This is a genomic window from Methanomethylovorans sp. (genome assembly GCF_041447285.1).
In the GTDB taxonomy this organism is placed as follows: domain Archaea; phylum Halobacteriota; class Methanosarcinia; order Methanosarcinales; family Methanosarcinaceae; genus Methanomethylovorans.
The window spans coordinates 60,112-84,128 of the sequence record NZ_JBGMEB010000014.1; the positions used below are offsets into that span (position 1 = coordinate 60,112).

At 42.7% G+C, this 24,017-nt stretch carries 20 protein-coding genes and 1 tRNA gene; 14 read left to right on the plus strand and 7 right to left on the minus strand.

From position 1 onward, the window contains the following. Positions 1–283 precede the first annotated feature (283 nt). From ACC612_RS08765 to modA, 5 genes are read right to left on the minus strand one after another with little or no spacing between them, the layout of a single operon-like run. Positions 284–1,060, minus strand: coding sequence for an ABC transporter ATP-binding protein (locus ACC612_RS08765; RefSeq protein ID WP_371854149.1), 777 nt, complete (start codon positions 1,058–1,060; stop codon positions 284–286). Next, positions 1,051–2,070: a FecCD family ABC transporter permease gene (locus ACC612_RS08770; RefSeq protein WP_371854150.1), complete on the minus strand. Its 1,020-nt coding sequence runs from the start codon at positions 2,068–2,070 to the stop codon at positions 1,051–1,053. The genes ACC612_RS08765 and ACC612_RS08770 overlap by 10 nt, the downstream gene beginning before the upstream one ends. Continuing rightward, on the minus strand, positions 2,063–3,835 hold the full coding sequence (locus tag ACC612_RS08775) for a radical SAM protein (RefSeq protein WP_371854151.1): 1,773 nt from the start codon (positions 3,833–3,835) through the stop codon (positions 2,063–2,065). Before ACC612_RS08775 ends, ACC612_RS08770 begins: the two co-directional genes overlap by 8 nt. A gap of 2 nt (positions 3,836–3,837) precedes the next feature. After that, the gene (locus ACC612_RS08780) at positions 3,838–4,464 is read right to left on the minus strand and encodes a class I SAM-dependent methyltransferase (RefSeq protein ID WP_371854152.1); all 627 of its coding nucleotides are present in this window, start codon (positions 4,462–4,464) and stop codon (positions 3,838–3,840) included. A gap of 2 nt (positions 4,465–4,466) precedes the next feature. Continuing rightward, the gene (modA, locus tag ACC612_RS08785) at positions 4,467–6,476 is read right to left on the minus strand and encodes a molybdate ABC transporter substrate-binding protein (RefSeq protein ID WP_371854153.1); all 2,010 of its coding nucleotides are present in this window, start codon (positions 6,474–6,476) and stop codon (positions 4,467–4,469) included. A 344-nt stretch (positions 6,477–6,820) separates the two neighbouring features. Between modA and larB the strand changes: the two genes are divergently transcribed. The 3 genes from larB to ACC612_RS08800 all read left to right on the plus strand — a co-directional run bounded on the left by larB (position 6,821) and on the right by ACC612_RS08800 (position 10,114). Next, positions 6,821–7,615, plus strand: a complete 795-nt coding sequence (gene larB, locus ACC612_RS08790; RefSeq protein WP_371854154.1) for a nickel pincer cofactor biosynthesis protein LarB — start codon at positions 6,821–6,823, stop codon at positions 7,613–7,615. Next, positions 7,612–8,811 (plus strand): nickel pincer cofactor biosynthesis protein LarC, encoded by a 1,200-nt coding sequence (larC, locus tag ACC612_RS08795; RefSeq protein ID WP_371854155.1) that lies wholly within the window; start codon positions 7,612–7,614, stop codon positions 8,809–8,811. Before larB ends, larC begins: the two co-directional genes overlap by 4 nt. A 142-nt stretch (positions 8,812–8,953) precedes the next feature. After that, positions 8,954–10,114 carry a Coenzyme F420 hydrogenase/dehydrogenase, beta subunit C-terminal domain gene (locus ACC612_RS08800; RefSeq protein ID WP_371854156.1) on the plus strand — a complete coding sequence of 387 codons (1,161 nt, stop codon included), beginning with the start codon at positions 8,954–8,956 and terminating at the stop codon, positions 10,112–10,114. Positions 10,115–10,166: 52 nt separating this feature from the next. Here the strand turns inward: ACC612_RS08800 and ACC612_RS08805 are convergent, their stop codons facing one another. Further along, positions 10,167–11,114 (minus strand): DUF475 domain-containing protein, encoded by a 948-nt coding sequence (locus ACC612_RS08805; protein WP_371854157.1) that lies wholly within the window; start codon positions 11,112–11,114, stop codon positions 10,167–10,169. A gap of 152 nt (positions 11,115–11,266) precedes the next feature. Here ACC612_RS08805 and ACC612_RS08810 point away from each other — a divergent pair. From ACC612_RS08810 to ACC612_RS08835, 6 genes are all read left to right on the plus strand, one after another. Then, positions 11,267–11,338, plus strand: a tRNA-Cys gene (locus ACC612_RS08810). A gap of 31 nt (positions 11,339–11,369) precedes the next feature. Beyond that, the gene (pscS, locus tag ACC612_RS08815; RefSeq protein ID WP_371854158.1) at positions 11,370–12,746 is read left to right on the plus strand and encodes an O-phospho-L-seryl-tRNA:Cys-tRNA synthase; all 1,377 of its coding nucleotides are present in this window, start codon (positions 11,370–11,372) and stop codon (positions 12,744–12,746) included. A 2-nt stretch (positions 12,747–12,748) separates the two neighbouring features. Further along, positions 12,749–14,044, plus strand: coding sequence for an O-acetylhomoserine aminocarboxypropyltransferase/cysteine synthase family protein (locus tag ACC612_RS08820; protein WP_371854159.1), 1,296 nt, complete (start codon positions 12,749–12,751; stop codon positions 14,042–14,044). 3 nt (positions 14,045–14,047) lie between these two features. Continuing rightward, a complete protein-coding gene (locus ACC612_RS08825; RefSeq protein WP_371854160.1) occupies positions 14,048–15,532 on the plus strand; it encodes a homoserine O-acetyltransferase in 1,485 nt (494 codons plus the stop codon). A gap of 16 nt (positions 15,533–15,548) precedes the next feature. Continuing rightward, positions 15,549–15,743, plus strand: coding sequence for a MoaD/ThiS family protein (locus ACC612_RS08830; RefSeq protein WP_371854161.1), 195 nt, complete (start codon positions 15,549–15,551; stop codon positions 15,741–15,743). Positions 15,744–15,877: 134 nt separating this feature from the next. Then, positions 15,878–16,441: a hypothetical protein gene (locus tag ACC612_RS08835; protein ID WP_371854162.1), complete on the plus strand. Its 564-nt coding sequence runs from the start codon at positions 15,878–15,880 to the stop codon at positions 16,439–16,441. A gap of 55 nt (positions 16,442–16,496) precedes the next feature. On the opposite strand, the gene nadA is transcribed toward ACC612_RS08835, so the two are convergent. Further along, complete coding sequence (gene nadA / locus ACC612_RS08840) at positions 16,497–17,408, minus strand: quinolinate synthase NadA (protein WP_371854227.1); 912 nt, start codon at positions 17,406–17,408, stop codon at positions 16,497–16,499. Between the two features lie 139 nt (positions 17,409–17,547). Here nadA and thiM point away from each other — a divergent pair, with 139 nt between their 5' ends. The 5 genes from thiM to ACC612_RS08865 all read left to right on the plus strand — a co-directional run bounded on the left by thiM (position 17,548) and on the right by ACC612_RS08865 (position 23,948). After that, positions 17,548–18,333 carry a hydroxyethylthiazole kinase gene (gene thiM, locus ACC612_RS08845; protein ID WP_371854163.1) on the plus strand — a complete coding sequence of 262 codons (786 nt, stop codon included), beginning with the start codon at positions 17,548–17,550 and terminating at the stop codon, positions 18,331–18,333. An 18-nt stretch (positions 18,334–18,351) separates the two neighbouring features. After that, entirely contained in the window at positions 18,352–19,005 is a 654-nt protein-coding gene (thiE, locus tag ACC612_RS08850) for a thiamine phosphate synthase (RefSeq protein ID WP_371854164.1), read from the plus strand. A 135-nt stretch (positions 19,006–19,140) separates the two neighbouring features. Further along, positions 19,141–19,893, plus strand: coding sequence for a ThiF family adenylyltransferase (locus ACC612_RS08855; protein ID WP_371854165.1), 753 nt, complete (start codon positions 19,141–19,143; stop codon positions 19,891–19,893). Positions 19,894–20,272: 379 nt separating this feature from the next. Beyond that, positions 20,273–22,633, plus strand: coding sequence for a CoB-CoM heterodisulfide reductase HdrA2 (hdrA2, locus tag ACC612_RS08860; RefSeq protein ID WP_371854166.1), 2,361 nt, complete (start codon positions 20,273–20,275; stop codon positions 22,631–22,633). Beyond that, on the plus strand, positions 22,623–23,948 hold the full coding sequence (locus tag ACC612_RS08865) for a 4Fe-4S binding protein (RefSeq protein WP_371854167.1): 1,326 nt from the start codon (positions 22,623–22,625) through the stop codon (positions 23,946–23,948). Before hdrA2 ends, ACC612_RS08865 begins: the two co-directional genes overlap by 11 nt. The last annotated feature ends 69 nt before the right edge of the window (positions 23,949–24,017 follow it).

Consider the following 24,017-nt stretch of genomic DNA (forward strand, 5'->3'; position numbering starts at 1 on the left):
GCAACTGCACAAAAGAAAAAAGAAACATTGAATTGATCGTTGTAATAGTGGTATGATAAAATAAAATCATTTATGAAAAACGAAGAGGTGGAATAAATGATTGCAAAGACAATTAAGTATGGAGTATACGGTTGCATAATTGCTGCAGCAATAGTCTATGCTCAGTTCAATAACAAGTAAAGTGAGATCAGTGGGGGACTCACAATACTTTTTAATTATGACTTCCTTTTCAGCCATTGAATAGTTAAAACAAAGTAAATTATTCATTCAATAGCGCTCTTTTTCACATATAAGGCACGCATACTTTTCTTTTTATATCCTCCATTTCTCTTACAGCTACTTTTACTCCATATAAAGAGGACATTATCTGGCTATTCACAACTGTTTTAACTTCGCCGACAGCAACAAGTTTATTTTCAGTCAGTGCAGCAGCGCTGTTGCCAACTAAAAAAGCATGATCTGGCATGTGAGTATTCATCAGAATGGACATCCCCTTTGCTGCAAGTTTCTGCACCGTTTCCAGAACAAGTATCTGATTCCCAAAATCAAGATGTGCTGTAGGTTCATCCAATAAGAGTAAAGCAGGTTGTTGGGCAAGAGCCCGTGCAATAAGCACAATCTGTCGCTGCCCACCACTAAGGCTGGAAACTGTCCTGTCCGCCAGGTCTTCAACACCCACCATTGAAAGTGCTTCTCTTGCTATATCCATGTCTTTATTATTAGGTGATGAGAACAATGGAATATGGGGTGTTCGCCCCATCACTACAAAATCCAGTACTGTAAATGGAAAAATCACCTCATTTTGTTGAGGTACATATCCTATGCTCCTGGCAATCTCCATTGCTCCAAGAGATGCTGTATCTTCTCCCATTATACGCACCGAACCTGCAGCAGGCTTGAAGATTCCTGCAATACATTTAATTAATGTGGATTTTCCTGCTCCGTTAGGACCAAGGATGCACATAACATCTCCTTTTTTAAGGGAGAAAGATACATTCTCAAAAACAGGTCCATTACCATAGGAATAAGCAAGTGAATCAACTTCCAGCATCAATTCCATCCCATGCGCCCCCTTTTTAAAAGATATGCAAACAATGGAGCCCCCACTAGAGAGGTTATTATTCCCAGAGGAATCTCTGTTAATGTCACGGTTCTTGCAAGATCGTCGACAATTAACATGAAAGATGCACCTATAGCCATACTCATTGGCGTTAATCTATTGTAGTTGGGACCGACTATCATCCTTGAAATATGCGGCACTACAAGTCCGACCCATCCAATAACTCCACTAATGCTAACTGCTGCCGAGGTCACAAGTGTTGCACAGATTATGATTATCAAACGCATATTTTTTACGTTGACTCCCAAAGCTCTGGCTTCTTCATCACCTAGCGACAGGATATTAATGCGCCATCTTAGCAGTAGCAGCACCAGACTCCCAATGAACATGGGAACTATTATCCAGGCAATGTCTTTGTACCTTATATCGACCAGACTTCCCATTAACCAGAAAACAATTGCAGGAAGCTGATCATATGGATCAGCTACATATTTTGCAAGCGATATTAAAGCTGTGAATATGGCTCCTACTATCATTCCTGAAAGAACAAATACCAGAGTACCATTTCCTTTGCTTGCTTTACTCATACTAACAGCAGTAAACATTGCCATAAGTCCAAACCCAAAAGAAGATAACTGTATCACAAGGTGATTTCCACACAATAGTATCCCCAAACATGCACCAAAGCCTGCACCAGACCCCACCCCCAGAATATATGGTGATACCAAGGGATTTCGGAAAACACCCTGGAATGATGCACCTGCTATGGAAAGCGAAGATCCTACCAGTAAAGCTGCGATTATTCTTGGAAATCTCACATTGAATAATACTGTGTGGTCTGTAGACTTTGGAACGGCAGTACCAAACAATAGAGAACTAAAACTTCTAATACTGTCATCCACCACATGAGATGCCGGTACATGATACCTTCCAACAAAAAGGGAAATTACAAGTAACACGATGGGTAATAAATAAATGGCTAAAGTACCATAACGCCTGCTGTCAGGCATAAGTGCACCCCATTATTTTCCTGGGCCAGCCTTGAGATGATGGCCTATGGAATGACCTGTTTGGGCTAGCATCTTCATAATTCATATCGTAGAAGCGCCTGTAGAATTCATTCGCTTCTTTTTTAATATCAATACCCAGTTTTCCGGGATACATTTTATCGGTTATGTAAAGTAGACCCAGTATCCAGCGTGGACTTCCAAAATCCCAGGAAGGTGGTATTTCATAGATCCGTTGTTCCAATACAGCATCTGCTTGAATTCCATTTTGCTGACATAAATAATAGAATTCATTGAAGGGACGGGACAGAAAACCGGAAATGAAAATGGTTTTAGGATTATTTTCATTGATAAACTCAGGCTTTATATTTACGCCAGGCTTGCCTTCTTTCTGGATCAATTTATTGATACTCTCTCCACCGGCAAATGTTACAAGATTATTCTCCATCCTTCCTGCATTAAGTGCAAAAAGGGGAGATCCCATGCAGTAATATACCTTATGTCCTTGGTTATTTTTTGCAATATCCTGGACTATTTCTATACGTTCCCTGATAAAGGATGAAAGCTGTTTTCCTTGTTCTTGTGTACCTGCTTTTTCATATATAAGATGAATGAAATCAAGATAAGAGTATGGCTGTTGTATAAGGTGATGTATCTTCATCAGCGTATCACTGTCCGAAATTTCCTTCCATACTTCCAGCATCTTTCTTTCATCTAGTATTCCCATGCAGGTAAGCACCGCATGTACCATACCAAAGGCCCGGCTTATGCGGTAACCACCCATGAACCCTGACTCACTGAAACTTTCCCTGGCAGTAGATCCTGTAAGTGGAGCAGAATATCCACAGTTGCAGGTATAATTTGTCCAGGGTTTCAACAGCTTGGATCCCATAGGTCCGTAAAACTCTCTTTCTGCTAATAAATTTCCACACCCGGGACAATATGTATGCAGCATTTCTGTACCAGGGGAATTGAACAGATAAACATGAGCGATATGTTCTTTCAAGACCTTGCATAGTTTTTCAGCTTCCCCTACAGAAGGTTCGAGTTCCAGGGGTGCATCCCCGAAGGGAATGAATCTCATAATCTGTACGGGGACTTCAGGAGATATTGCCGAAATAGCCTTTGCAACTTGCAGCACATCATCTTCTTTTCTTCGGGAATACACTACAGAAGTCTCTACATGTACGCCCATATCAAGCAGTCTGGCAATATTGCGGAATACTGGCTCGGAAGAAAAGGCTCCGCAATCTCGGTAACTGGTATTGGAATACCCTTTAATTCCGACATTCACAAAATCCACAAAATTTCCCAGTTCCTGTATAGTATTATCTGTAAAATAACAATTAGTAGAACAACCCACAAGTAGATTATGTTCTTTTGCAAGGACAGCTAATTCCTTAAATAGATAGTAATTAGCAGCAGGTTCATTGAGAGTTGATACAACACCCAGACATTTTTCTTTCAATGCTTTTGACACTACCTGAGAAGGACTGAGTTTAGGCCAACCCAGAGACCTGTTGGATGCCAGCAGTCTTGCTACACATCCCGGACATTCAAAATTGCAACCGGTGCTGAAAACCTGCAGGAATTTTCCATTTGGATAAAAATGAAGCATAGGAACGGTTTCTATAGAAATTGGATAAGCTCCCATGTATCCAATATCAGTGTCTTGAATTATATTTTTTCCATCAATCCGATAAGTTCCACATTTTCCGGAGCTATGCTTACTGATATCACAACCAATTTCACAAATATTACACTTCATTTTTATTCTCCCTTCCTTATTACCACCCAGAATCCAGAATCATCATGTACCGTATGGAAGGCAAGACCGGTATCTCTCCCGGCTTTCTGAATGGTCCGGATATTTTCAGGGCTTAAGCGTTCTTTTGAACTATTTTGCCATTCAGGATCAATGGCAAGCATTTTTTCAGCTATTTGTTCTTTCAGTTCTCTTGTACCGAATCCACCGCCTATCCATGCCTGTCCGTTTGGAGCAAGGATACGGGCAATTTCCCTGAAAGCAATGGGAAGATCTTTCCAGAAAAATACTGATCCACGGCTTACAATAAGATTCGCACAATTATCGTCAAAAGGAAGTAGATGCACATCTGCAAGCACAGGAAAAAGTTTATCGGATACGCCATGACGAATAGCTTTTTCTTTTGATAGGGTACACATTTTTTCTGAAAAATCGATACCATACACCTGCATATCCGTAAGCTCAGCAATTGATATTCCCAGAGATGCGATACCACATCCCATGTCCATACATATTCCTTCTTTTACCCTGCTTTCTTTAATTATGTAGTCTGCAATAACGGGATAAATGGGAGCAAAAATATGCTCCGCAATATAAGGAAATCCCGGGGAATTACTTTTATTCCCATTCATATTTATGCCTCAGTTTCAGGATACAACAACGAGTTGAGTTCCTCTTCAGTGAGATCGTAGTGGAAGAAATCCGAATAGAACTCACTTGTCAGGCTCTCAAGGTCCATATCTGAAAACTGATCAGGATACAGTACTTTTGCAGTCCAGGCAGTTCCCAGGATCAGATGTGCTCCCTGTGGCCTGTCTATCCAGCACATGGGATTCTGAGGTGCAAGATATACTCGCTTGTTTGCTACTGCATCTATATTTGCCCAGAGCGGATCAGAATATACAGAGTTGTAGAACTGAGGATTGGGTGTCAGTATCACTTCAGGGTTCCATGCTATGACATTTTCCATGGAAACTGCTGTCATACCATTTCCTGGGGTAAGGGTGCAGTTTGCAACATTTATACCACCGCAGATGTCTATGACCTGAGAATGCTGCGAACCTGAAGGATCTGTCGCAAGTCCCTTTGGACCTTCTGCATAGTATACATGTACTCTCTGGTCCTCTGGAATGTCCTTTATTGTATTGTTGATCTCAGTAAGGACAGAATCGCGGAAGTCTATAAGTTTATCTGCCTGGTCCTCACAGTCAAGTAAAGTGCCCATAAATTCAATAGTTGGTTCAGATTTTAGTACATAGACTGTGGACCCGGAAACAGCTACCACGGGAATGCTGCCAAAGCTTTCCTGCCTGGGCAGGATCGTATCGTTCAGGTCACCCTGTGTATTATATCCTTCTATTACGATATCAGGGTTTAAACTGATCATGGTTTCGTAGTTTCCGGTCTCTGTACCGTACCAGCCTCCGATCACCGGCAGGTTAAGATATTTGTCGTCCATCAAAGTGTGGTCATAACTATTTACAAAGTTCCATCCTGCAAGCTTGTCAGGCGCAAGCATGTATACAAGAATGGTTGATGGCGGGGATGTGGCTATAACAGAATCGATGTGTTCCGGGACCGTTAACTCTCTGCCTACCATATCGGTTATCTGATTAGTTCCGTTTTGTGTTTCAGTAACGAAACCATATTGCTCCAGTATGGGTTGACCTTTTTCTCCTGTAACGAAATCTATGAACAGCTGTGAATCTTCCTTATGTTGTGTTGATGAAACTACAGCTATTGGATACGTGATCGGTGTGGTTACAGGAACTGAAGTAACGACTTCAATTGAACCGCTCTTTGCAGATGATGCGTCCGTACTGAAAACAAATCCTGCTTCAGCTTCTCCTGTTTCAACATAGACCAGTGCCTGTTTAACATTCTCTGCTAAAATTGTCTTATTTGAAACACTATCCCACAGTCCTGCATTTGTCAGCGCTTCTTTTGCATATTTTCCAGCAGGAACGGAATCAGGGTTTCCAATCGAGATCTTCTCCACTTCGGGATTTGTAAGATCCTGCATGCCTGTAAGTCCGAGTACATTTCCCTTTTGAGTTATCATTACCAGTGAGTTCTTGGCGAAATCCTCTCTGGTATCGTTATATACGAACCCATTGGACGCAAGCTTATCCATCTGGTCCTCAGCTGCTGAAGCAAATACATCAACAGGTGCTCCTCCTTCTATCTGTGTACGAAGTGTACCCGATGCTCCGAAGTTACAAACGACATCTATATCCGGATTCTCTGTCTCGAATTCTTTTTCTATGTTTGTGAATGCCTCAGTAAGACTTGCGGCAGCGGATACAGTTATAGTTTCTTTAGAAGAACTGTCACTCTTCTTCGAAGAGCTGCCACCACTTGAATAATGTGTATAACTAGATGTCGTATTGGTAGTGTTGAGAGAATAAGCAGATGTGGTGTTGTTTGTTGTAGTATTGACGGAATAAATATTAGCATTCTCATTGATTTCGTTGGTACCAATGTCTTCCTGTACACTCATCATTTTACTGTTATTATCATTTTCTGCCACTTGGTCAGAGCCTGATTTGCTTTCATCTACTGAATTGCTATCCACACAGCCACTTAAAAAGACTGCAGCCACCAGCATAATGGCTATGAATACAATTTTGATTTTTTGATTCATATCGTTTCCACCTTTACAGCAGTCTGCATCGAATGGGTTAAGACGACATTCTGCGTCCTACACAACCAGTTGATTTATCACATTCTAAAAGCATAGAATGTTACAACATGGAGCGACAAAAAATCAGAACTTTTATACCCTTTTTCCATTCATTGCAATATCTGTTAGACTTTTACTGTTTTTAGCGTTATGTTTGAACAAACATATTGCTATAAAAAACTATCTTGTTTTTAAGGAGTAGTGCAAAGTATGAAATAAGAGTCATCGTGTGGATTTTTTTGAAGTTTTAGTCTTAGTTACTGGGAAAGCATCTTAAACTTTTACTCCAATATTCGGGTGTGAACATGGACCTAAGAGACATCCTGCTTAAGATAAAAAACAACGAAACAGATATTGATGCTGCTGAATCTTTTATACGTAGCATGGGTTACGTGCCTGTATCCGACATTGCCAAGATCGATACGTGTAGAAGTAATCGTACGGGTATAATGGAAGCTATCCTTGCGGAAGGCAAGGAGCCAGAAGATGTGGTTAGGATAGCGCAAGCACATGTAACTGCATGTGGCAGGGTGCTCATTACACGTCTTAATGAAATTAATGTAAAGCTACTCGAAGATGCCTTTAGCCCCGAAGAGCTGCAATGGGGAAAATATAAGAAAACAGTGGTTGCACATAATGGCACACCTGCACCAAAAACAGGAGGTATGGTCGCGATTATCTCTGCTGGAACTGCTGATATTGCAGTTGCCGAAGAAGCACGTATAGTAGCTTCAGAAATGGGATGTGAGACTATTGCCATCTATGATGTGGGTGTAGCGGGTTTTCACAGACTTGTAGGAGAGATGCTCAAGCTTCAGGAACATAAGCCGGATTCCATTGTAGTGGCTGCTGGCAGGGAAGGCACATTACCTACGGTTGTGTCAGGGCTTGTAGATGTACCGGTCATTGGTTTACCTGTATCTACCGGTTATGGAGCTGGAGCTAAAGGTGAGGCTGCACTGCTTTCTATGCTGCAGTCATGTTCTGTGCTTTCGGTAGTGAACATTGATGCAGGATTCGTTGCAGGTGCTTTTGCTGCAAGGATTGCTAACAATGCTGCTAAGGCGCGTGGTGGAAAAACTGAGGAGATAAAGACATGAGATCAATTATATTTGATGCTTTTTCAGGTGCTTCTGGAGATATGATCCTTGGAACCCTTATTTCTCTGGGAGCAGACAGAGAAAAAGTACGTGAGATCATCGAGTCCTCAGTGGACGTATCAGTAAGGATTGGCGAGGCGAACAAAAGAGGCATTTCTGCGGTAGATGTGCATATAGATGTAGATCATGAAGAACATGAGCGTCATTATCATGAATTGGTTGATATCGTTAAGAATGCAGGTCTGTCTCCAAAGGTCGAACACAGTGCTCTGGCTATTTTTGAGATAATGGCTAAAGCTGAGTCAAAGGTACATGATAAATCTCTTGATGAACTGCATTTTCATGAAGTTGGCCAGAACGATGCTTTAGCTGATGTCATAGGATCCTGTTTTGCTATGCACGAGATAGGTGCTGATGCAATATACTGCCTACCCATTAATGTTGGAGGGGGCAGAGTAAAGGCAGCTCATGGTTCTATGCCTGTACCGGCCCCTGCTACCCTTGAGATCTTACAGCAGACAGGTCTGACCTTCTATGGCTTTGGAAAACGGGAACTTCTCACACCCACTGGGGCTGCTATTCTTGGTCATTTTGCCAAACCGATTGAGAATTTGCCTAGGGGAAAGGTTCTATCTATAGGATATGGTGCAGGAGATGCGGACACCGAGGATCCTAATGTACTGCGCAGCACTCTTATAGATACAGAAGGCGATTTGTCCAGGGATTCCATTGAGGTGTTGGAAACAAATGTGGATGATGTGACTGGAGAAGTGCTGGGTAATCTCTTTGAAAAATTGCTTTCTATCGGTGCCAGGGATGTTGCTATTGTTCCTGCGACTATGAAAAAAGGGCGCACCGGGCATATTATTAAAGTTATCACCAAACCCGAACATAGTGCAAATATTGCACGTGAGATCATGCGGGAAACAGGCACTCTGGGAATTCGTGTGATCCCTACAAAACATCGTTATACAGCCGACAGGCGGATGGATAACGTTAGAATAGTCATACGTGGAAAAGCATATGACATCCCTGTGAAAATCGCTGAAGACGCTAGCGGGGAAATTTTGCATATTTCCGCAGAATACGAAGACTGCAAGAGGGTTGCAAAAGAATGGAATTTGCCGCTCAAGGATATCATAAGAAAAGTGGAAGAGGAAGCCTGGAATATTCATGGGCCTGAAGATATGTTCTGAATATAGCATTATTGATAATTAAAATTATTATCAATTTAAATAATTGTTAATTAAAATAAAAATTAAATATTAGTGCAGCCATTTCAGACCTGCAGATATCACTGATCGAAAAACATCAGGCATCATCATGCAGGTGAATAAGATGCTGACAAGTGCAGATTGTAAACATGTTCCTTTGAGGGACATAGATATTATAAGAGAACGTAGGAGAATAGATCTTAATATGAGTCCGATTTCCTACAACCACTCGATGGATAAGGTCGAAAGGAATGCTATCCGTCTTAAGCGCTCTTTGCAAGAGAAAGAGAAAATCTCTTTTGCAAAACTACGCAATGATATCATCAAGCCCGGAATATGCACATTGTGCGGTGCCTGTGCCTCAACATGTGAATCTATTTCTTTAGATGAAGGAGAACCTAAGCTGACGGGGAAATGTACTGCATGTGGTGTATGCTACAATCAGTGTCCCAGAACAATTACTACAGAAGATGGCTTAATAGGTGCCCTGCGTGAAGCCTATGCAGCCCAGTCCAACCTCAAAGAGATAAAGGGACAGGATGGGGGAGTAGTAACTGCTATGCTTGCATATGGCCTTGAGGAAGGTCTGATCGATTGTGCTGTGGTTACTGCAAGCTCTGAAGAAGAGCCATGGAAACCGGTATCAATTGTGGCAAGAACCTATGATGACCTTCTGCAGTCTTCAGGTAGTATATATAGTCACAGTATGACAATGGATGCCCTGATGAGCGCTATTCGCCAGGGTATGAGCAGTATCGCTTTTGTTGGCCCAAGCTGCAACATAGATGCTGTTTATAAGATGCAAAAAAGCCCCCGTGGTTTCCTGCACATGTTTATGAGGGCAAAGATACTCAAACTGGGTCTATTCTGCATGGACAGTTTTGATTACGGAGGCCTGAAGCAGTTTATTGAGGGCAAGAATATGCGCCTTGGGGACATCGAAGCAATGAAGATCAGAAAAGGTCGCCTCGAGGTTACAACAGCAGCTTCAAAAGAAAGCTTTGATCTTCAGGAACTTGATGCTTTCCGTAGCAGCTCATGCAAATATTGCACTGATATGGCTTCTGAAAATACAGACATCTCTTTTGGAGGTGTCGGAACTCCAGATGGCTGGACATCCGTGCTGACCCGCTCATCCATTGGATATGAGATATTCAATGAAGCTGCAGATTGTGGTTATATCAATGCAAGAGTAATAGAAGAAGAGGAAATGCAAAGGATCCTTAACCTTGCAAAGATGAAGAAAGTACAGATGTATGCTCTGCATCGCAGGCAACAAGGCTGACATTTTTTAGTCAGCCTCTTTGTTTACTTTGATTCTATTTCTGAACTATGTTTTAATTCTGTTTTAATAAGCAACTGGAATCTATTTCAGGAGTAGTTAGTTCCTTGTTTGATTTATAGAAGAAATAGCCCACTATCAAAAATGTTGCCATGGGGGACAGGTATGAGGGAATATGATGTCCAAAACCGTCCATGATCATAAACAGACCAAGGAATAATATAGAATACATTGCTCCGTTCTTTAGATACATATATTTCTGGATCCTATCAATGTTACCTATTGTTAGTTCTCTGACTACAAAGGCTCCAAGTCCGTTCCCGATGATTATCAGTGGCACTGAGAGGGTAAATGCAAAAGCTCCGATAACACCGTCTATAGAGAATGTTGCATCAATAATTTCCAGATAGAATATCTTGCTCAGATCTGACATGTTTTTTTGTACAAGGTCCATTTCGCTTTTTTCTGCATTCTCCTTGAAGCCGTGAGTGATGAAAAAGGCTGTTGAACCGAGTACTGCACTGAAAGCAACAAGGTAGTTAATTTTCAGGCTATACCAGACGATGATAGATAGTATTATTGATACAATTGCAAAGAACCATACACCTTTTTTCATGAAATAAGGCTCTCCACACAACCCGAAATTCTTCTTTTCCAGGAACAGCCAATGAAGGAATAGAAACAGTAGAAACACTCCACCGCCCATTAACAATGCAGGAGCCGCAGTTTCTATTGCTTCTAATACTTTAGGGTCATTACTGAATGTTGCAGTAAGAGCACCAATTGGTCCTAAAGAGGGTGTGCTTGCCCAGACTATAACCCAAGGTAATAGTCCACGGATCACAAAAACCGCAAAAACTAGGCCCCATATAAGAAACCATTTGCGTGCTCTCTCTCCCATTGTAGATAATACCTGTGCATTGATGATGGCATTATCTATACTACTGATGGTTTCAAATAGGCATAAACCACCAATTGTCATGATCATTGATAAAATATCCATGTTTTGTAGATTTACTCTTTATTTATTAAGATATGCCTCTCTTGTTCAGGTTTATGCTGTTTTGATGATAATATTCTGTAATCTTACGACACCTTTAAATACAAATATTGTAATTTAGAATTGCCAATTCACAATTGTGAATTAGCTTGTATGCTGAGATGGCGGAACGGCTACGCAATGGACTGCAGATCCATTTCATCCCGGTTCGAATCCGGGTCTCAGCTTTGGTTTAATCGACCTCTCGCAGTTAATCGAATGATAAATATGGATCTACGCACACAGAAAACATTTGAGGCTCTATTTACCCTTGAGGATATCAGGGAAAGACTCAGGCAGAGGCTTCCCAATACCACAGGTCCGGAAGATGAACGTATTATCCGTGAAGGTGTTAGCAAAGTAAGGACGATATTAGATGATCTTGAAGCCGGTACCGGCACTCCGCAGATTAGGAAAATAGCAGGGACCATTGACATACGGTCCCGTGAGGAGAACTACATCAATATCCAGCCGATACAGGCAGCTGGCAGGCTTACGCCTGAAGCACGCAAGGCACTCATAGCCTATGGAGATGGCTATTCCACATGTGATGCCTGCCGCAAACCTTTCAGGCTGGACAAGATCAGCAGTCCGCCTATTGCTCCATTTCATGAACAACTTGCCAGTTTCCTGAACATGGACGCTGCACGTGTAGTTCCAGGTGCTAGGCGCGGCTTTCAGGCAGTTGCATCCACACTGGTAGGTAAAGGCGATCCGGTGATAGTTTCAGCTCTGGCCCATTACACAGAGTTTTTGGCAGTTGAAGAAGCAGGAGGAATAGTAAGAGAAGTCCCTCTCAACGAGCAAAATCTTGTGACCGCAGATGCCACTGCAGAGAAAATAGAGGCTGTCAGGCGAGAAACAGGCAAACTGCCAGTGTTGGTGATGATGGATCACTTCGATTATCAGTATGCCAACGAGCATGATGTGAAAAGTATAGCAAAAGTTGCTCATCAGTACGACATTCCCTTCCTGTACAACGGGGCATATACCGTAGGCGTTATGCCAGTTGATGGGAAGGAGATTGATGCTGATTTCGTAGTAGGGTCAGGCCATAAAAGCATGGCATCGCCTGCACCATCGGGTGTGCTGGCAACCACCAGTGAATGGGCTCCCAGGATATTCCGGACCACGCAGATGGTGGGCGATATCACTCAGCGCAAGTTCGGTGTAAAGGAGGTTGAGATGCTTGGCTGTACGCTGATGGGTTCGACATTGCTGGGTATGATGGCATCATTCCCTACTGTAAAGGAGAGAGTGAACCACTGGGAAGAAGAAGTAAAAAAATCAAATTACTTCATCGATGGATTGCTCTCCATAGAAGGCAGCAACGTAGCTTCCGAGTACCCACGTAAGCATACGTTGTCCAAGGTTGATACCACGCACAGCTTTGATATGATCGCTCAACGTCATAAACGCAGGGGATTCTTCCTTTCGGATGAACTTTCAGAAAGAGGCATAATAGGGGAATTCGCCGGAGCTACACGTGTATGGAAACTGAACACATACGGACTTTCCTGGGAAAAAGTCCGTTACCTTACAGAAACATTTCAGGATATAGCTGACAAATATGAACTTCAGGTAAAAAGGGGTTAATTATGACAACACAAAATTACAGGTTAGGAACACTTGCACTACATGCCGGACAGAAACCTGATCCGACAACAGGAGCACGTGCTGTACCAATATATCAGACAACATCTTATGTATTCAAGGATAGCGAGCATGCTGCTAACCTTTTCGCTTTAAAGGAGCTTGGCAACATCTACACTCGTATCATGAATCCAACAACGGATGTGTTAGAACAGCGCATTGCAGCCATTGAAGGCGGCACAGGTGCCCTTGCCGTTGCATCCGGTTCAGCAGCTATAACCTATGCCCTGCTGGCTATCACTCAGCCAGGTGACGAGATAGTATCAGGTAATAATCTATACGGAGGGACATACGAACTTCTCAACTACACTTTCCCTAAACTGGGAAGAAAATCTATCTTTGTGGATTCCAGCGATACTGAAGCCTTTAGGCATGCCATAACAGAAAAAACTAGAGCTATCTACATTGAGTCTGTAGGCAATCCCAAGCTGGATATTCCCGATTTCAGGGCAATTGCGGACATTGCCCATGCAGCCGGAGTACCTCTTGTAGTGGACAATACGACTGCTGTTGGACTTGTAAAGCCTATTGAACACGGAGCTGATATTGTTGTACACTCTGCAACAAAGTTCATCGGAGGGCACGGCACCACCATAGGCGGTTCAATAGTGGATTCCGGAAAGTTCGCCTGGAACAACGGTAAATTCCCGGAACTAACGGAACCAGATCCCAGTTATCACGGTCTGAGATATTGGGACACTTTCTCCAACTTCCCAGGACTTGGAAATGTAGCTTTTATATTCAAAGTAAGGCTGCAGCTTCTAAGAGATACAGGTGCGGCAATCTCACCATTTAACTCGTTCCTGTTACTACAGGGGCTTGAAACGCTACATTTAAGGATACAACGACACTCTGAGAATGCTTCAAGGGTGGCTGAGTATCTATCCGGCCATCCGAAGGTATCATGGGTGAACTATCCGGGTTTACCAGATCATCCAAGCCATGAGCTTGCATCCAGATATCTTAAGGGAGGATATGGTGCACTGCTGGGTTTTGGTATAAAGGGTGGTGCAGAAGCAGGAAATAGGTTCATCAATCATCTTAAACTGTTCTCACATCTTGCGAACATAGGTGATTCCAAGAGCCTGGTAATCCAACCGGCTACTACTACTCATCAGCAGCTGACTCCTGAAGAACAGATAGCAACAGGTGTCACACCGGATTATATTCGTCTCTCCATAGGTATCGAGGATATTGAAGACATAATCGAAGACCTTGAGCAGGCTCTTGAAAAGGTGTGATATATGCAAAGATCGGTCGGCATAACAAAAACGGAACACTTAACATTTAATGAGCCATTGATCCTTGAAAGTTGTTCATCCCTTGGTCCGGTTACGATAGCTTATGAGACCTATGGCAGGCTTAACAAGCAAAAGAGTAATGCAATTCTTATTTGCCATGCATTTTCAGGAAATGCTCATGCTGCGGGTTATCATGCTGGTGAAGACCGTCCCGGATGGTGGGATACAGTAATAGGACCTGGAAAGGCATTGGATACAGATGATTATTTTATCATTAGTTCCAACATTCTTGGAGGATGCAACGGGACAACAGGTCCTTCGTCCATTAACCCGAAAACCGGTGGAAAATATGGTCTATCGTTTCCTATCATCACAGTTGGAGACATAGTCAATCTGCAAAAAAGGCTTGTTGACCATTTTGGCATACAACAGCTTCTGGCTGTGGTGGGTGGATCCATGGGTGGCATGCAGGCTTTGCAGTGGTCGGTTTCCTATCCGGAAATGGTACGTAAAGTTGTTGCAATAGCAACAACGGCCAGATCTACTCCCCAGCAGATAGCTTTTAATGAAGTGGGTAGGCAGGCTATCATGGCCGACCCAAAGTGGAACAAAGGAGAATACTCCAACGGCACAATTCCGGAACGCGGCCTGGCACTTGCAAGAATGATCGGGCATATTACCTATCTTTCGGATGCCTCCATGCACAACAAATTTGGCCGCAATCTGCAGAACAAAGAGGTAATAGGATATGATTTCTCAACTGAGTTCCAGGTTCAAAGTTATCTGCATCATCAGGGAGAATCATTTACCAAGCGTTTTGATGCTAATTCTTATCTGTATATCACAAAGGCCATCGATTACTTTGACCTTAGCATCAATGGCTCCTTGTCTGCTGCATTTTCAAAGGCAGGGCCGACCTTTCTGGTGATATCGGTAACTTCTGACTGGCTTTACCCTCCATATCAGTCTGAAGAGATCGTAAGTGCGTTGACTGCCAATGATATTGAGGTCCAGTACTGTGAGATACGTTCGAACTATGGACACGATGCTTTCTTGCTGGAATCAGGCCAGCTGAACTATATGATCAGCCAGTTTCTTGACAGATTGCTGGTGCGTGATGTGATGAAGGACAGCCAGACAATTAGTGAGCACTCTTCTATGAACGATGCTGCCAGGATCATGATAGAAAATGGGGTGAACCATCTGCCTGTCATCGGAGAAGCTGGAAAGCTTGCGGGTATAGTTACTTCGTGGGATATAGCTAAGGCTGTAGCCTGTGGATATCAGAGCCTTGACCAGATCATTTCCCGTCATGTATTTACTGCAACCCCTGAAGAATCGATTGCAAAGGTTGCCAAGCTCATGGAGGAAAAGGCGATTTCAGCTCTTCCTGTAGTTGATGAAAATAATCAGCTCGTGGGGATTGTCTCAAGCGACAGCCTGAGCACATTGCTCGGAAGATGCACGAATCCAAAGAAACACAAATGAAACTAAAAGTGATGTCATGAAAGTCAAATTACCTTCTGGCGAATCCGAAGAGATAGAAATAGAATCTACCCGGCTAGATATTCTGCTGCATCAACTGGGAATTAATCAAAGTTCAGTGATCGTGATAATGAACAATCAGATAATTCCCGAAGATACAACCCTGTGCAATGAGAATGAGCTGCAGATAATCCGGGTTGTTTATGGCGGGTGAAAACACCGTTCTGTGTTCTATTTTTAAGAAAGGAAACTTCATATTGAAAGGTATGTTTATGCATGATTAAATACATTTAAACAATAACAGCTTTATATATAAAAATATTCATAGCTGTATGTATAAGGTGTTTTATGTTAAATGAATCGTTAACTGAATCTTTTTTGAAAGAAGGATTTTCACTTGTCTCTTCACTTTTGTACATAATTGTGGGTGCGTTAGTTGGTTATTACGTGTCTGATAAACAGTGGAAAAATCAAAGATCTGAACAAATGAAAAGTCTTGCTACAGGTTTTTATCATGAAATAACAGAGATTGAGAAAATCATAGATCCTATTATAAAGAAAGAGAATCCAGATTCACACTATAACCCAGGCAAGTTACAGAGTATTATTGGTCCTAAGCAAATTGACTTAGATAAATTCCAATTATACGATCAATTAGGCTTATACTTTCAATTTAGAAAAGAAATTTATATTTTTAATAACCTTATAGTCAAAGATCTTTTAAATTTTTATGATAATTTGCTTTCAGCAGACGAATTTTATAAGATTTATTGTAATTCATTTCCTGGAAAACCAGGAACCACTACTGTATATGATGCTCAGGATAGATTTTTTTTACATTTGCATGAAGCACAAAAGGCAGGGCTAAGCTTGAAAGAAAGTCTTAAATTTTATGTTACATTTGATAACTAAATATCCCTCAGTTCTCCTGAACATTTACTTTTGGATAAAAGGGTATAACCCCCTTTCACACTTCCAGCATCCTTTCTATCGCCTTGCGTGCCCTGTTTGCTACATCTTCGGGTACAGTTATTCTGGGTTGGAGTAATTCCAGTGACTCACAGACTTTAGTTAGATCGGTTCGTTTCATGTTGGTGCATATCGCCTGGGAAGATAATGGATAACATATCTTCTCAGGACATTGTTTTTTCAATCCGTGCAGGATTCCTATCTCTGTGCCTATGATGAATTCTTCTTCCGGTGCTGAACAGACATGTTTGATCATGCCTGATGTGGAAGATACCATATCCGCCATATCGATTACTTCCGGTCTGCATTCGGGATGGACAAGCAATTTTGCATCCGGGTGCGCCCTGCGTGCTTTTAGTACATCTTCAGGTCTGATCCTGTCATGCACAAAGCAATATCCCTGCCAGGGCAGGATCTCTTTGGAAGAGAAACGAGCAACATAACTTGCTAGGTTTTTGTCAGGCAAAAAAATGACCTGTTCTTGATCAAGTGATTCTACGACCTGAATAGCATTTGAGGATGTGCAACATATATCGCTCTCTGCTTTTACTTCTGCAGTGGTGTTCACGTAGCTGACCACAGCAGCATCAGGGAATCTTCTTCTAAGCATGCGCACTTCATCTGCTCTTATCATTGCAGCCATGGGACAGCATGCTTCAATGGAAGGTAAAAGTACGGTTTTTCCGGGGTTCAGGATACAGGCTGTTTCAGCCATGAAATCAACACCGCAAAAAACAATTACATCGCATTCAATTGACTTTGCAGCTCGTGCAAGTTCGAGTGAATCACCTACTATATCAGCTATGTCCTGTACTTCAGGGATCTGGTAATTATGTGCCAGAATCATTGCATTTCGTTTTTGTTTCAATTGTAAGATTCTGTCCTGTAGTTTTTCAGTCATATTCATCAGAGTCACAACCTTTTTGTATTCACAATTGTTAATTCAAGTATATTTCACTATTGTGAACTTTGCTTTTCAATATAGAGTCGTCAATTTAAACTGACATTAATGTACTAGGAACGCCTTAAGCGTGTAACGAGGAGTAATAATGCAGAAACCTCTGAAAAAAATAAAGGAAACAAAACCACTGATACACCATATCACAAACTGGGTTACGATCTATGATTGCGCAAATATCACACGTACCTTCGGTGCTCTGCCTGTAATGGCCCATGCACCTGACGAGTGTGCTGATATGACACGCATCTCATCTGCCCTTGTGATTAACATAGGGACATTAACAAATGAGCTGATCGATGCAATGATCCTTTCTGCGAAAGCTGCAAACGAGAAAAAGATACCTGTAGTTCTCGATGCAGTTGGTGTGGGTGCAACAAGGTTCAGAGATTACATGGCTGCAAAGATCATAGATTCTGTTCATGTTGATATAATCAAAGGCAATTATTCCGAGATCGCAAAACTTGCAGGAGAAAAAGCGCAGACAAAGGGTGTCGAGGCAACTTCCATCAATGCAGACCCTAAACAGATTGCAAAAGAGCTTGCAATAGAGAAATCCTGTACTGTTGTCATGACCGGAAAAGAAGATATTATAAGCGATGGCAAAAAGACATTCGTTGTCAAGAACGGCCATGAACAAATGGGGTCCATTGTTGGAACAGGATGCATGGCTGCTTCAGTGATAGGTTCATTTGCTGCCGTTAATCCTGATCACTGCGATGCTTCAAAAGATGCACTATGCTATTTTGGGATCGCAGGTGAACTTGCAGCTGCGATCTCACGTGGGCCGGGAAGCTTCAAGGTAAACTTATATGATGAAGCATTCAATCTCTCTGATGAGAAAGCAGAAGAAATGATGAATTTAGAAGAATGCTGAATTAATCGAGGAAGACCTATGGTCACTAAAAAGGAACTGCTAATGGAGATCGACTTTTATCTTGTGACTGACTCCGGTCTATCAAAAAAAGGAACGTTGTCCGATGTGCAGGATGCAGTCGTATCCGGGTGTAAAATTGTGCAGTACAGAGAGAAAAAGAAGAGCACAAAAGAGATGATAGCAGAAGCATTGCAGATTAAGGCAATATGCGGTGATGATGCTATATTCCTGGTGAATGACAGAATAGATGTTGCTCTGGCTGTGGATGCAGATGGGGTGCACATTGGGCAGGACGATATGCCAATAGATGTTGCAAGAGAAATCCTTGGCGCAGACAAGATCATAGGTCTTACTGTACATGACATCCATGAAGCTATAGAAGCTGAAAATAATGGTGCCGATTACGTCGGGCTTAGCCCTATATTCGACACAGCCACTAAAAGTGATGCAGGAAAGGGCATTGGCACTGGAAGGATAATGGATGTTAAAAATGCTATCAGTATTCCTATAGTTGCTATCGGTGGAATAAACAAAAAGAACTGCAGGGATGTAATTGAAAATGGTGCTGATAGCCTTGTCGCAATATCCGCAGTGGTATGCAGTGATGATGTGCAACGTGAAACAAAAGAGTTCATTGCTACTATCAGAGAGACTCTTGATCGTATCTCTTGATCGTATCTCTTGATCGTATCTCCTGACACTATCCGATACTAACCACAAAGTTTAAGTCATTGAGTTGTATTCACGATTGTGAAGCAAATGCAGTACTATTGGAGTATGCAAGTAATTTGAAAGAGGAGTGAAATCTTGCTTAGTGAACGGGAATTGCAGCGGTACCAACGTCAGATTATGATGTTCAATGAAGAAGGGCAGGAACGTTTGAAAAGATCCCGTGTATTCATTGCAGGCGGAGGTGGATTAGGTTGCCCCATAGCGCTTTACCTTGCAGTTGCCGGTGTTGGTTGCATTGATATTGCAGACAGAGATGTTGTGGAGCAGACGAATCTGAACCGTCAGGTGCTGCACTGGGAAAAGGACATTGGAAAACCGAAGGTTCTCTCAATCGAAGAAAAACTAAGAGACATAAACCCTGATATCAATGTAATTGCCAGGCATGTGACCATCACTGAAGATAACGTCTTGGAACTTGTCAAGGACGCTGACATCATTGTGGATGCATTGGATAATTTCTCTGCAAGGTATCTACTCAATAATGCAGCTCTGCAGACCAGTATTCCTCTCGTGCACGGAGGTATCAGGGGTTTTGATGGTCAGGTAATGACTGTCATTCCAGGTAAAACTGCTTGTTTAAACTGTGTTTTTCCACATACGCCTCCTGAAGAGGTGTTTCCTGTCATCGGTGTGACCCCTGGTATAATTGGGATGCTTCAGGCAAACGAAGTGCTCAAATGTCTTCTCAGAATCGGAGAACCTCTGGAAGGCCGGTTACTCGTGTGGGACGGGCTCAATAGCAGAATGGATACTTTTGCAGTCAAGCGCAGGGATAACTGTGAAGCTTGCGGGGATCCGACAGACAATTCATCTACAGATCCTGATTGACTTCTTCTTCTTCTTTTATATGGTAATTTATCAATTCACAAGAGTTCCAGTGGAAATAAAGGGGTATTATATTTTTAATGCTTATAAAAACATACTTTTTATTGCTAAATGCCAACTCTCATAATTCTATGTTATATTTGATTTGCAGTGGTATTTGGAATAAGCATACTTTTTGTAGTTGCTCTTTCTGATTCTTCTGTTATTCATATTTACAGTTAGCAATGGTCTGAACCTACCAATTTGGTAGAAATTGGTAGGTTTTGGTAGTTCATTCTTCAGGAAACCCGTGGTTTACATAAAAATTCCGTTTCTCTGTATTCTCTCCATATCCAAAACTATATCTTCAGTAAAATCATCAAGTCTTAGCGGAGCCATCAAGATGCGCATAGGGGTTTATATTTGTCATTGCGGGCTGAACATCGCGCACGTAATCAATGTGCATAGCCTGCAGGAGAAGGTCAGCAAGCTAAAAAATGTGGTGCTTGTGAAAGACCTGCAATTTATGTGCTCGGATTCCGGTCAGGATTCCATAGTTGAAGATATAAAAGAACACGATCTAAATCATATTCTAGTGGCGGCATGCTCTCCAAAGCTGCATGAACCCACTTTCAGAAGAGTGCTGCAAAAGGCCGGGCTTAACCCGTATATGATGGAAATGGTGAATATAAGGGAACAATGTTCCTGGGTTCACATGGAAGAGCCACAGCTCGCCACTCAGAAAGCCTTCGATCTCATACGCATGGGTATCGCACGTTTGAAATTACTGGACCCGCTACAGATCAAGAAAGTGCCTGCAAACAAGGATGTAATGATCATAGGAGCTGGTGTTGCAGGTATAGAAGCTGCTCTTACCCTTGCTGACAGTGGTTATCATGTGCACGTTATAGAAAAGGAGCCAACTATCGGCGGAAAGATGGCATTGCTTAATGAGGTATTTCCCACCAACGACTGCTCCATATGCGTATTAGCGCCCAAAATGACCGATGTGCAGCAGCATCCGTCTATAAACCTCATGACCATGTCTGAGGTTTCTGAGGTTCGGGGATTTGCAGGCAATTTTGAGGTAACAGTAAAAACAAAGCCCAGATATGTAAAAGAAGATCTCTGCAAGGGCTGTGTGGACGAATGTTCAAGAGTATGTCCTGTAGAAATCGCCAACCGTTTTGATATGGGTATGGGAAAAACTAAGGCAATAAACATGCCAATACCCCAGGCTGTGCCCCAGGTAGCTTACATAGATAATGATTATTGTGTGGGCTGTGGCCTGTGCCTGCAGGCTTGCCCTGCAGATGCCATTGATTATAACATGAAGGAAAAGGCATCTTCCTTCAAAGTAGGTGCCATTATCCTTGCCAACGGCTACAAGCTATTTGATGCGACACGCAAGGAAGAATACGGCTATGGTGTCTATCCTGATGTCATAACTAACATGGAACTGGAACGCCTGCTCAATGCATCCGGACCCACAAGAGGAAAAGTGCTTGTGCCTTCCACCAGAGAAGTACCTCGAAAAGTGGCTTTCATCCAGTGTGTAGGTTCAAGGGACGAAACTGTCGGTAACCCATATTGTTCACGGATATGTTGCATGTCCGCTATGAAGAATGCCCAGTTACTAAAAGAAAGGTATCATGATATTGAGATCGTTATCCATTATATCGATATACGGGCTGCAGGCGAGATGTATGAGGAATATTATATCCGTTCCCAATCAATGGGCATCGATTTCATCCGGGGAAAAGTAGCTGAGGTGCAAAGGGATATCAATGGAAAGCTGTTCCTGAGGTTCGAGGATACATTAAGTTCTGAGGTATGTGAAGAACAATATGATCTTGTTGTACTTTCCACAGGTATGGAAGCCCCCGATGATGCAGATAAAACCGCCAGGGTCCTAAATATTTCCCGTCGTGCGGACCGTTTCTTTGCTATTGCCCATCCAAAGATGAGACCCGTGGATTCCCATGTGAAAGGAATATATATAGCAGGCTGTGCTTCCGGTCCAAAGGAGATACAAGCCGCCATCGCTCAGGGAATAGCAGCTTCAGCCAAAACCATGCAATTACTCTCCAGAGGTGAACTGGAAACTGATCCCCAGAGCGCTCATATTGATGAGGAGAAGTGCATTGGGTGCCAGATATGTCAGGATGTGTGCCAGTTCGGGAAAATAAAGATCTACAATGGAAAGGCAACGGTGGATGAGGTTTCATGTCACGGATGCGGTGCATGCAGTGCATCCTGTCCAACAAATGCCATCTGGATGCGTAACAGCACTGATGAACAGATACTCGCCCAGGTGCGTGCAGCCACAGAAGTGAAATCGGAATTCCCCCTCATTGTGGCATTCCTCTGCAACTGGTGCAGCTATACATGCGCTGATCTTGCAGGTGTTTCAAGGATACAGTATCCCACCAACATAAGAGCTATCAGGGTCATGTGCGCAGGACGTGTGGATCCGGAGTTCGTGCTTGAGGCTCTCAAAGGTGGAGCCGATGGTGTGCTGGTAGCAGGGTGCAGGCTTGGTGAATGTCACTACATATTTGCCAACTACAATGCAAAAAAGAGGATGGAATTGCTTCAGGGAGTGCTTGAGGACATTGGCATCAACCCCCATCGTCTGAAAGTGGAATGGATATCAGCAGCCGAGGGTGAAAGGTTTGCTAAATCCATTGAGGCTTTCGTGGATGAGCTTAAGGAGATGGGGCCCATAGGTTCAGAACTGCTGGAGGAGAAAAATGACAGATGAGGGTAATGGCAAGTCCATGTCCATGGAAAAGGAAATGGATGTTGATGGCACTCATTTTATCTATCGGCAGGTAAGTGATCGATCCAGAAAGATACTGGACTATGATTACAAGCGATGTATTGGCTGTGGTATCTGCGTAGGTCTTTGTCCCACAAAGGCTTTGGAACTTGGCCCGATGAAAGAGATTGCCACAGGGCTGGATGTGCCTCCCGTAATTATGGAACTTGATAAATGCACTTTCTGTTCCATGTGTGTCCAGTTCTGTCCCATGCATGCATATTCTATGACTGAGGAGGGAAATTTCCCCACAGATGAGGCTTTTCCTCAATACGATTCTTTCGTGAGGACGAACGAAAAGTGTCTGCCGTGTACCTTATGTGAGGCAGCATGTCCTGAAGATGCTATCAAGCTTGAACTGGATATGCCTACTAAAGCAGAGGTATCTCCTTTTAAGGAAGGCATGGAAGGACAAATTGAAGTTGACACTGAAAAATGTAACATGTGTGGTCTATGTGCCCGGTTCTGCGATGCATTCCTGCTTATAGACAGAGAAAAGACTCCCACAGATGTCTGGCCTTTTGAGCAGTTGCTGGTAGATGAGGATAAATGTGATTACTGTACTCTATGTCAGGATATTTGTCCTGAGGATGCTATTCGTGTGGTAGGCGAGAAAAGAGGGGAAGCTCCTCGTGTTGCTGGCAGGGTACTGATAGATGATAAAAAATGCACTCTTTGTACCTGGTGCAAGATAGTATGTCCTTATAGTGCAATGGATATTAAGAAACCCTTTGAGGGCAAGATCACGCTCATAGCTCCTAATGTGAGCAAATGTGATCCGCAGGGTTGTCATGGTTGCTTTAATGTCTGTCCATCCCACTTGTGGTATGTGTCTAAAGACGGTAAGATTGCCATGCAAGAAAAAATGTGTACCTATTGCGGTGCCTGTGTGAATGCCTGCCCGAAAGATGTGATGCATGTAGAAAGACACTTAGTGCACCACACGGAGATCGTTAATAGTCCCTGGGCTAATCAGTGGAAAGATGCCATTGATTCCATGATCACAGGAAAACGTCTCCATCCGGATGTATCCCGTACACTTGAAGTAGAACCTGAGCCACCTAGAGAACATGTGGATATAGAACCTCCTATAATAGACGGTAACCTTCTGGAACTTGCAAAAGCACGGCTTGAAAAGGTTGCGCCTGCTTTTAGAATCGCTCCTATTAGAAGAATGGTGGAAAAGTCCGAAGAGGTTGAATCTGTGCGGAATCAAATAAGGGAACAGATACTTAAGAACAATAATAGGGAACAATAATTAATACTTGCCTTACTATACGGTCAGAAAGTTGTAGACAAGATCACATTCCTGAAGGGGATTATTTCT